This window comes from Haliea sp., assembly GCF_040222615.1.
In the GTDB taxonomy this organism is placed as follows: domain Bacteria; phylum Pseudomonadota; class Gammaproteobacteria; order Pseudomonadales; family Halieaceae; genus Haliea.
In genome coordinates this window covers 1-10,191 of the sequence record NZ_JAVKCQ010000126.1, presented here as the reverse complement: position 1 = coordinate 10,191, position 10,191 = coordinate 1, and the positions used below count along the sequence as shown (strand labels likewise).

The window sequence follows — 10,191 nt, the reverse complement described above, 5'->3', positions numbered from 1 at the left end:
GCGGGTTCTGGTCACGGGGGGCGCCGGGTTTCTCGGCTCACATTTGTGCAAGCTGCTGCTTGCCAAAGGGCACGAGGTGCTCTGCGTCGACAATTTCTATTCCTCGACCAAAGACGGCATTGCACCGCTGCTTGACCATCCGCGGTTCGAGCTGCTGCGCCACGATGTGACCTTCCCCCTGTATGTGGAAGTTGACCAGATCTACAATCTCGCCTGCCCGGCCTCGCCCATCTACTACCAGCAGGATCCCGTACAGACCACCAAGACCAGCGTCCACGGTGCCATCAACCTGCTGGGGCTCGCCAAACGGCTCAAGTGCCGCATCCTGCAGGCCTCTACCAGCGAGGTGTATGGGGATCCAAAAGTGCACCCACAGACCGAGGACTACTGGGGACACGTCAATCCTATCGGGCTGCGCGCCTGCTACGACGAGGGCAAGCGCTGTGCGGAAACGCTGTTCTTCGACTACCACCGCCAGCACTCCCTGGCGATCAAGGTCGTGCGCATATTCAATACTTATGGACCAGGCATGCACCTCAACGATGGCAGGGTGGTCTCGAACTTTATCGTCCAGGCCCTGCAGAACCAGCCGATTACCCTGTATGGGGACGGCAGCCAGAGCCGGTCATTCTGTTTCGTCTCTGACCTGGTGACAGCACTTGAGTTGATGATGGAATCGCCGGAGGAGATCACGGGGCCGTTCAACCTGGGCAATCCGGTCGAGCTCAGCATCAGAGAGTTGGCGGAGAAAATCATCGAATTGACAGGGTCGCGCTCGCAGGTGATTACCGGGCCACTGCCCAGTGATGATCCAGGCCGACGCTGCCCGGATATCTCCCAGGCCAGGGCCCGTTTGGGGTGGTCGCCGCTGGTAGCCGTGGACGAGGGGCTGAAGCAGACCATCAGCTACTTCGAAGACATCCTGGCTGAGACGAGCAGACCTTGATAACACGGGTGTCCAGGGCACCACGCCGTGCAACCGTGGTCTCTACCACCCTGTAAGGAGCGGCACAAACATGCCGGATATTCGAGCAGCCCTGGTCACCCTGCCCTGGAGCGAAACTCTCATTGGGTCGCTGCGGGAGGCGCTGGCACCCGCCGAAGTGGTGCTGGCAAACCGCCACGATAGAGCGGCGATCAGCGCCGCACTGAAGCGCGTGGATGTGGCACTGATCGCGGGTGATATCGACTCGCGCCATGTGCAGGCCCCGCACCTGAAGTGGGTGCACTGCGGCCATGCCGGGCTGGATCGCTCGGCGACACCCGCGGCGTTCGCGCGCGGTCTGAGCATAACGTCATCAGCAGGCCGCTCCGCACCCGCACTCGCCGAGCACGCAATGCTGTTCATGCTGGCCCTGGGCTTTCGCCTCGATCGCTTCCACGCCGCCCAGCGGGCACATCGCTGGGGGGTCAGTGGCCAGAAAGAGCTGCGGCCACTGCACGGTAAAACCCTGGGTATCATCGGCCTGGGGCACACCGGAATGGAACTGGCAAAACGCGCCAGGGCCTTCGACATGCGAGTTGTTGGCTACCGCCGGCGGGAAACCGGCTGCGCGTGGGTAGATCGAGTTTACAGCAGGGACGGGGGCGATTCCTTGAATACTCTGCTGGCACAGAGCGATTTTGTCGTGCTGGCGGTTCCGCTGTCGGATTCCACGCACCGCCTGATCGGCGCCCCCGAGTTCGCGGCGATGCAAGCAACCGCTTACCTGATCAACATGGCGCGGGGAAAGGTGGTCGATCAAAACGCGCTGATTCTGGCGCTGCGGGCGGGCCGCCTCGCAGGAGCGGCCATTGATGTCGCGGAGGAAGAGCCGCTGCCTGCGCGCAGCCCACTGTGGGACGTACCCAACCTCCTGATCACACCGCATTTTACCCCGCCGATGGCGGATCGCGACGAACGGGCGCTGGCCCTGCTGCTGGAAAACCTGCGGCGCTACCGCGCGGATGAACCATTGCTGAACCTGCTGACCGTCGACGACCTGTATTCATCCGGGGACCGGAAGCAGAATGGCGGTTCAACCCTTGCCGCTCTCCTGCGTGATATCCCCCGCCGGGGACGCCGCGTCCAGCACTGGCTGCGCACACGCTGACCCGCCGCCAACCGCGTCGGGGTGGCAGGCATGCAAAGCACACATCTCGGCGCGCAGGAACGCCACGGCATTTTCCACCGCGCCAGGCGAAAACCGGCAGCGGCGAATCCTGCCGGCCCCGTTGACCGCCAATGCATAGGGCAGATTGTATTCGAGCTCGAAGCAGGCGCGCTCGATTTGCCCGGCGATTGACTGCTCGCGGAAGTAGAGTCTCGCCGATCCTCCGTTGTGAAAGCCGCGCGTCTGCTTGAGGTTGATATGCATGTGGCCGCGGTTCCTGCCAAGACAATCCAGGCGCATCACCTCGTCGCCGGCAATGATCAGAGACGCACAGGGGCCGCGCCCCGCCTCTCCGTGGAGCCAGTAGACATCGAGGCGGGCAACATCGCCAACGCGGCAGCTGCGGACGTCGGACACACGCGGACTATCCAATCTGGACGGCAACGGCAGAATCCGGGAGGCTATCCTCCGCAGCGGTGTCGGTACTGCTGCTTGCCAGGCAGGAAACCACTTCATATGGGGCTCTGCTGCCCCGAAACGCGCCAGATCATCACCGATACGCCGTCTCCTCGATACGGGCGCCACGGAAGGCCAGTCGCATCCCGGGGATTTCGAGCCAGTGCAGGTAGACGGCAACACCCAGTCCGCGAGGGATTGCGGTCAGTGGTACGTCGTAATGCCGCCACAGGCGCAGCAGCAAACCCCAGCTCAGGAGCAGACGACCGAGAAAGAAGCACGGAACCCCAGCCGTGCCAAGCTGACAGAGCCAGGCATGAGCTATCCGCGAATCAATCTTGCGTACCATCACGGTTGCGAAACCACTGTGACAGCGGATGTCACGCTCCATTCCCCAGCCCTCGTAGGCGTGAGCGGCAAGCATCCCCGGCTCGAAACGGAATTGCAGCCCGGCCTGGCGCATGGACTCAGCCTGCAGCTTGCCACCGAATGCCCCGATATCATCGAGGAATGGGTGTGCGAGCAGGGCTTCGCGGGTGAACCCCGCGTTGTTGTTGGCGATGGAGGTGGTTGCCGCGGCAACCCCGCGATCAAGATACCCGCGGCTCAGCAGGCCGATAATGCGCTCCCTGCTCGAGGGACTATTGTAGACAGTGCGGCCGCTGACCACCGCAGTATCAGGAAAGCGCTCAAAGGTCCCGACCAGATGGCGCAACCATCCCGGGTGCGGTGTGCAGTCACCATCAAGCACCCCCAGGATATCGCCACTGGCCAGCCTGGCCCCCGCATTCTTGAGTGCGTAGGAAGACACCTCATCGACACATATCACCCGCAACGAGGGCAGGATGGCCCGCAGGTCCGCGGGCAGCTGAGCAGCGAAGCGGGATGACTCCAGCAACAGGTATTCGACGGGGCCACCAAAGTCCTGCTGCGCGAGCGCTCGCAGGGTTGCCCGCAGATCGTCCCAACCCTTGTCCTCGCCGCTGGCATAATCCGACACGATGATAACGCTTGTGCTGAGCGCCATATCCTGAACCCCTGAACTGGACTGATTTCCCGATCGCACCATGTTACGAGGTCAGCTCGCGCTTTGTAACACCCCGGCACAACATTCCGCCGGGGGCGCACTATTTTTTGCCCAGCCTACGAAGCGGGACCTGCGCCCGGCTTTCGCTTGGTCAGACGCGTCGGGATGGCCGCCAGCGGGTCATCCGGCCACGGGTGTTTCGGGTAGCGCCCCTTCATTTCCTTTTTCACGTCCGGATACACATTGCACCAGAAGGTGGCCAGATCCTGGGTCACCTGCAGCGGCCGCTGCGCCGGTGACAGCAGGTGAATCTGCAGCGGCTGGCGACCGGCAACAATGCAGGGAGTCTCGGCGCAGCCGAACATTTCCTGTAATTTGACCGCCAGCACCGGCGTCGCGGCACTGTAGTCGATGGCGATACTGGAGCCCGAAGGCACCACCAGGCGTTCCGGGGCAAGCCGCTCCAGCTCCAGGGACAGCGGCCAGGGCAACTGGGCGTGGAGGATTTGCCGGAGGTCCAGGCGGGCGAAATCCTGTACCCGCCGCACCTGCCCCAGGTACGGCAGCAGCCAATGTTCGAGAGTCGAAAGCAGGGCCTCGTCGCCGAGGTCCGGCCAGGGATTCTGCGGCTGGTCCCGGTACAGCCGGTGCAGCAGCTGCACCCGGGCACGCCACTGCTGAAGCGCCGGCGTCCAGGGCAGGAGCTGCAGGCCGCGACGACGCAGCAGCGCGGTAAGGGCCGCGGCCAGTGCCTCCGCCGGCACCTGTTCCAGGGGGTGACTCTCCAGTACCAGACGCCCCACCCGACGCTGGCGCTGGGCGACGAACTGCTCGCCGGGTTCATCCCACTGGGCGCGCTCTTCCAGGGTCACCAGCGGCGCCAGCACATCCTCGAAGCGGGTCGGGTTGAGCGCCGTGGCACTGTAGATCCGGTCGCCGGTTTGCCCCTGCGCGCCGCCGATCTCCGCGGTCGCCAGCCAGCGGGACGTGGCCAGACGGTCACCGGCGGCAACCGAGGCACCGCGGCCGTTGGCGAGCTGGAACTCTCCGCCGCGACCGCCCTCCCGGGCGCGGGCGATGCGATCGGGCCAGGCGCTGGCGAGCAGCACGCCCAGCACATCCGCCGCCGGCACCGCGAGCGGGCCACGCCGGGGCTGGTATATCTCCGACACAATCTGCGCGTAACGGCGAGCCTGCTGCCAGCTGCGTCGGTACCAGCCTTGCAGCCTGGGCGGGCAGGGTCGCTCGCCCAGCAGCACGGCCAGCGTCGCTCCCAGGTCCGCCCCCTCCTCCACCAGCGGATTGCGCTCGACCAGCACCGCCGCCAGCAGGGCGGCTGTTTCCCGTGCATCGATATCGCAGCCCACCAGCAACATGTGACCCAGGCGCGGGGCCAGCGGCATCTGGGACAGGCGCACTCCGTGCGGTGTCAGTTGCCAGCTCCCGTCGTCGCGGACAAACGCCGCGCCACACAGCGCCAACACATCCAGCCCCTGCTGATAGGCCGCTGCCGGCGGCGGATCCAGCCAGGCAAGTTCGACCGGGTCCCGCACACCCCAGGCGAGCAGCTGCAGCGCCAGCGGCGCCAGGTCAGACTGGAGAATCTCCGGTGTCCGCTGTTCCTGCAGGCGCTGGAACTGCTCCTCACTGTACAGACGCTGGCAGAAACCCGGGCCCAGGCGCCCGGCCCGCCCGGCGCGCTGGGTGGCGGAAGCGCGGGAAACACGCCGCGTAGCCAGCCGGGTGGTGCCGGTTGCGGGGTCGAACAGTGCCTGCCGCTCCAGGCCGCTGTCGATCACTGTCGACACGCCCTCGATAGTCAGGCTGGTCTCGGCGATATTGGTGGCCAGCACCACCTTGCGTCGACCCTGGGGACAGGGCGCAATGGCAATCTGCTGGCGCTCCAGCGGCAGGCCACCGTAGAGCGGCGCCAGCGCTACAGTCGCAGGCAGCTGCGACTCCAGTTCCCGGGCGACACGACGGATCTCGGTCTGCCCGGGGAGAAACACCAGCACGCTACCATCGCGCTCTGCGAGCGCCGCGCGTACCGCGTTCACCACCGGCGTCACTATGGAAGCGCCCGCAGCCAGGGCGGCCCCATGCCTGACTTGCACCGGATACTGGCGGCCGTCGGACTGCAACAGCGCGGGATCCGCCAGCAATCCGGCCACCGGCACCCCCTGCAGCGTGGCCGACATCACCAGCAGCCGCAGGGGTGGAACCTCCCGAAACAGGGTCCGCCCCTGCAGCGCGAGCGCAAGGCCCAGTTCCGAATCCAGGTTGCGCTCGTGGAATTCGTCGAAAATCACCAGGCCGACCCCGCCCAGCGCTGGATCCCGCTGCAGCCGCCGGGTGAGAATACCCTCGGTGATCACCTCGACCCGGGTGGCGGGCCCGACCCGGTTCTCCAGCCGGATACGGTAGCCGACCCTGTCGCCCAACTGCTCTCCGAGCAATTCGGCCATGCGAGCCGCGGCGGCGCGGGCTGCGACCCGGCGCGGCTGTACCAGCAGTACAGTCTGCCCGGCAAGCCAGTCTTCCTCCAGCAGCGCCAGCGGCACCAGAGTGGTCTTGCCGGCCCCCGGCGGCGCCTCCAGCACCACATCACGACCAGCCGCCAGCGCCGCGCACAGTGCGGGCAGCACAGCGGTAACGGGAAGACGGGGCAAGTCGGCCAGCAGCATCGCGCCATGGTAGCCGAGCGGACCAGCGGCGCCAATGACAGTGCAGAGCATTCCCGGATTGCACCACGGTGGTGCACCACCGCCCCGACTGGATAACCGGTGCCCGACCGGGGCGCCGCATTCACACTGCTGTCACAGGCTGGCACGACAATGGAGCCGGTTGGCAAGGTTCTTGCTGCAACCAGATCCGGAAGACGAGGGTTTACCGCAAGCATCCGCAGGGCGCAGAGTCGCCGGGAGTGGCATCATGAGTGATCGGGCACTGGAACAGCACTTGGGCACCATCACCGCGGCCCGGGAACCGGGGTCAGTGGCGTTTTTCGACCTCGACGGCACCCTGATTGCGGGCTACTCCATTCTCGCGCTCGCGCTGGAGACAGCCCGCGCCGGCCTCGCGCGCGGGGAGTTGCGCCAGTCCCTGAAAATGCTCCGGGATGCCCTGCGACAGCGGCAGCGTGAGAGCGGCGGTCACTACCACAAGCTGGTGAAGCGGCTGAGTCGGGCGCTGGCCGGGGTCTCCGAACACAGCCTGCGGCAGCTGGGGGAACAGGCCTGCCACCGCTATCTCGCCAAGAGCCTGTACCGGGAAGCCATCAGCCTGGTGGAAGCCCACCGGGCAGCCGGCCACAAACTGGTGATCGTCACGGCAGCCAGCCACTACCAGGTGGAACCCATTGCCCGTTTACTCGGCATCGATGAAATTTGCTGTACCCGTCTGGAGGTACTGGAGGGGCGTTTCACCGGCAAGGTGATCAGCCCGATGTGCTATGGCGAGGGCAAGGCACTGGCAGCGCGCCGGGTTGCCCGGCGGGAACAGGCGGCACTGGCGCAGTGCTGGTTCTATACCGACTCCAGCGCCGACCTGCCGCTGCTGAAACTGGTCGGCCACCCGGTGGCGGTAAATCCTTCTGACAACCTTGGCGCCCATGCCCGCAGTCACCGCTGGCCCCAGCTCAATTTCGCCAGCCGCGGCCTGCCGGACATGGAATCCCTGCTGCGCACCATGCTGACCGGGCAGGCGGTGACGGCAACGGCGCTGGTCGGCGCACTGGGCAAGCGTCTGGGTCTGCCCCGCATCGCCAACGCCAATCGCGTCACCCAGCTACTGGGTGACCTCGGCAGCGGTTTTGCCGGACTGGAATTTGACATCGAGGGCGCCGAGCACCTCCAGCAGCGGCGCCCGGCGATTTTCGTGTTCAACCACCAGAGTATGCTGGACGCCATGGTCCTCGCGCACCTGCTGCGACGGGACGTGGTGCCTTTCTGCAAACAGGAGATGGCGGGGATACCGGTGCTGGGGCGCCTGCTGCAGCAGGCGAACACCATCTTTGTCGACCGCAAGGCGCCGAATCAGTCCGCTGTCCTGCAGGAGGCCCTGACGGTGCTGGAGAGCGGCCGCTCACTGGTGATTGCGCCGGAGGGTACACGCAGCACCCTGGGCCACATCCAGCCTTTCAAGCACGGGGCGTTTTTCCTCGCGCGCAAGGCCGGGGTACCTATCGTGCCGATCGTGCTGCACAACGTGAAGGACGCGCTGCCCAAGGGTGGATTCCTGATCCGCCCCGCAACCATACGGATCAGCGTCCTGGCGCCGGTGGAACCGGGCGCCATGGGCAGTGTGCGGGATACCTGCAGTCGTCTCGAGGCGCGTTACAGCAGCCTGCTGGGACAGTCGACGGTCGCCGCCTTGCCCCATCGGGCCACCGCAGTCGCTTGAGGCGGGGACCGCCCGGGGAGCCAGCCGTCCGCGCCGCCCTCAGCCCAACTGGCCGCTGATCCAGGCGTCCATGCGCCGTTCCAGCGCGTCAAGGGGGATCGCCCCCGCACCCAGCAGGTGGTCGTGGAAGGCGCGAATGTCGAAACGTTCGCCCAGGGACGCCTCCGCGCGCTCGCGCAGCTCCAGAATCTTCAGCTGGCCGATCTTGTAGGCCAGGGCCTGGCCCGGCCAACCGATGTAGCGATCAATCTCGTTGACGATATCCGTCTCGGTCTTGGCTGCGTTGGCTTTGAAGTATTCGATCGCCTGTTCGCGACTCCAGCCGAAATAATGAATCCCGGTGTCCACCACCAACCGCACCGCCCGCCACATGTCGTAGGTGAGCTGGCCGTAGCGTGAATAGGGATCCGTATACAGGCCCATGTCGTAACCCAGGCGCTCGGAGTACAGCCCCCAGCCTTCGACGAAGGCCGTTTCGCCGCCGGTACTGCGAAACATCGGCAAACCTTCCAGCTCCTGCGCCAGGGCGATCTGCAGATGGTGACCCGGGACCGCCTCGTGCACACTGAGCACTTCCATTTCGTATTTCGGCCGCACCTCGGGCCGGTGCAGGTTCACGTAGTAATACCCTGCACGGGTCCCGTTGGCCGCGGGCCTGTTGTAATAGGCCGTGGTGGTATCCGGCGCTATGCTGTCGGCGATCGGGCGCACGCCGTAGGGCATCCGCGGCAGCTTGCCGAACAGTTTGACCAGCTCCGGATCCAGTCGCTTGGACACCGCCAGGTAAGCTGCAAACAATGCTTCTGGCGTTTCGTAGTAAAACTGCGGGTCGCTGCGCAGGAACTCGTTGAAGGCACCCAGGTCGCCGGCAAAACCAACCCTGTCCTTGACCTCCTCCATCTCCGCCAGCAGGCGGGCCACCTCGGCCTTGCCGACTTCGTGGATGGCTTCGGGGGTCATGTCCGTGGTGGTGAACTGGCGCGCGAGATGACGATACAGCTCGTCACCACCCGGCAGGCTACCGATACCCGGCTCGTCGCGGCAGGCAGGGAGGTAGGCGTCACTGAGGAAATCGCGAAACTCCGCCAGCGCCGGGTTGACCCGGACGCGGATCACCTGCGCGGCGCTGCGCCGCAATTCCGCCACCTGGGCGGTCGACAGCTCCGGGGGCGCATTGCGGAAAGGTTTGTAGAAGGGACTGTCCTCGGGATCCCCCGCCAGCAAACGGTCGATCTGGGCAGGCACGCGCTCCATCACGATACGGGCCTGGGTCCGCTGCGCCAGCATGCCCTCCTCCAGCAGTTCGCGGTACTGCATCAGCAGGTCTGGCAGCGCCTGCAGGCGCACCAGCCAGGCGCGGTAGTCCTGCTCCCGGACAAAATCGATCTGCTCGGCCAGCGTGTGCAGGTGCTGGGGGCCGGATCGCATATTGACCGGCATCAAATGCAGGCCCAGCGCATGGGCGTCGCGCTCGCCCTGCAACAGCCGCACCAGCATGGCGTGGCTGAGCTGGTCCTGGCTCTGCAGTGCGGCGACATCTATCGCCGACAGCTCGGCGAGGAACTCTCCACGGCGGACATCGCGCGCTATGTGGGCAGCGGGGCTCATGTCCTCCCAGCGGTCGTTGGCGCCGCTGTCGCCAAGCCGGGTCCGTACCTGCGGGTTCTGTTGCAGATGCCATTGCCAGTGGGCATCGACAATACGCTGGAACTGCTCCGCGGGCGCGGCGCCGGCGAGCGAGGCGCCCAACAGTAGCAGGGCGAGGATGAATCGGCTCATGGTGGCCTCCGGTTACCAGAAGGCCGCCATGATAACGCGATTTGCCAGGCGCTGCCGGCTCTCAGGCCTGGGGCAGGACCAGGTACTTCTCGCCGGTTGCGCGGCGATTGTAGGCGCCGATGGCCTCCAGGCTCAGGGCCTCGGCCAGGGACACTCTGCTGGTGTAGTGGCTGGCGAAGGTGGTCTTGATCTCCGCCGCGACTCGCGCCCGCATTGCGCCGGCCTTCTGCATCCCGACCTTCTGCAGGAACAGCGGCAGCAGCCAGCCGCCGATGTTCCAGGAGAAGCCGAAGTTGCGGCTCAGTACCGTCGGCCCGAGGTCAAGGGCACCGTAGATGTAGAGCTGCTTGAACGTGTTGGAGCCGTAGCGGTTGTACTCGGTCATCTTGCGGGCGGCTATCGCCTCCATGCCGCCGAGGATGGTACTCCCCAGCT

The 10,191-nt window shown here is 65.7% G+C and carries 7 protein-coding genes and 1 pseudogene; 3 read left to right on the top strand and 5 right to left on the bottom strand.

The annotated features are described in order from the left end of the window. Positions 1–946: UDP-glucuronic acid decarboxylase family protein (locus RJQ10_RS10335; RefSeq protein ID WP_350146271.1), on the top strand; the 946-nt coding region annotated here is incomplete at its 5' end. Between the two features lie 70 nt (positions 947–1,016). Beyond that, positions 1,017–2,093, top strand: coding sequence for a D-2-hydroxyacid dehydrogenase (locus tag RJQ10_RS10330; RefSeq protein WP_350146269.1), 1,077 nt, complete (start codon positions 1,017–1,019; stop codon positions 2,091–2,093). Here the strand turns inward: RJQ10_RS10330 and RJQ10_RS10325 are convergent. The 3 genes from RJQ10_RS10325 to hrpB form a co-directional block, all read right to left on the bottom strand. After that, positions 2,019–2,510, bottom strand: a complete 492-nt coding sequence (locus RJQ10_RS10325) for a hypothetical protein (RefSeq protein WP_350146267.1) — start codon at positions 2,508–2,510, stop codon at positions 2,019–2,021. The two genes, RJQ10_RS10330 and RJQ10_RS10325, sit on opposite strands and share 75 nt — an antisense overlap. Before the next feature lie 133 nt (positions 2,511–2,643). Next, positions 2,644–3,576 (bottom strand): glycosyltransferase family 2 protein, encoded by a 933-nt coding sequence (locus RJQ10_RS10320; protein WP_350146265.1) that lies wholly within the window; start codon positions 3,574–3,576, stop codon positions 2,644–2,646. 116 nt (positions 3,577–3,692) lie between these two features. Beyond that, entirely contained in the window at positions 3,693–6,311 is a 2,619-nt protein-coding gene (hrpB, locus tag RJQ10_RS10315; RefSeq protein WP_350146264.1) for an ATP-dependent helicase HrpB, read from the bottom strand. A gap of 196 nt (positions 6,312–6,507) precedes the next feature. Here hrpB and RJQ10_RS10310 point away from each other — a divergent pair, with 196 nt between their 5' ends. Then, on the top strand, positions 6,508–7,977 hold the full coding sequence (locus RJQ10_RS10310; protein ID WP_350146262.1) for an HAD-IB family hydrolase: 1,470 nt from the start codon (positions 6,508–6,510) through the stop codon (positions 7,975–7,977). 39 nt (positions 7,978–8,016) lie between these two features. Here RJQ10_RS10310 and RJQ10_RS10305 read toward each other — a convergent pair whose 3' ends face one another. Further along, positions 8,017–9,756, bottom strand: coding sequence for a DUF885 domain-containing protein (locus RJQ10_RS10305; protein ID WP_350146260.1), 1,740 nt, complete (start codon positions 9,754–9,756; stop codon positions 8,017–8,019). A gap of 61 nt (positions 9,757–9,817) precedes the next feature. Then, a pseudogene (locus RJQ10_RS10300) lies at positions 9,818–10,191 on the bottom strand (NADH oxidase); the annotation flags it as partial.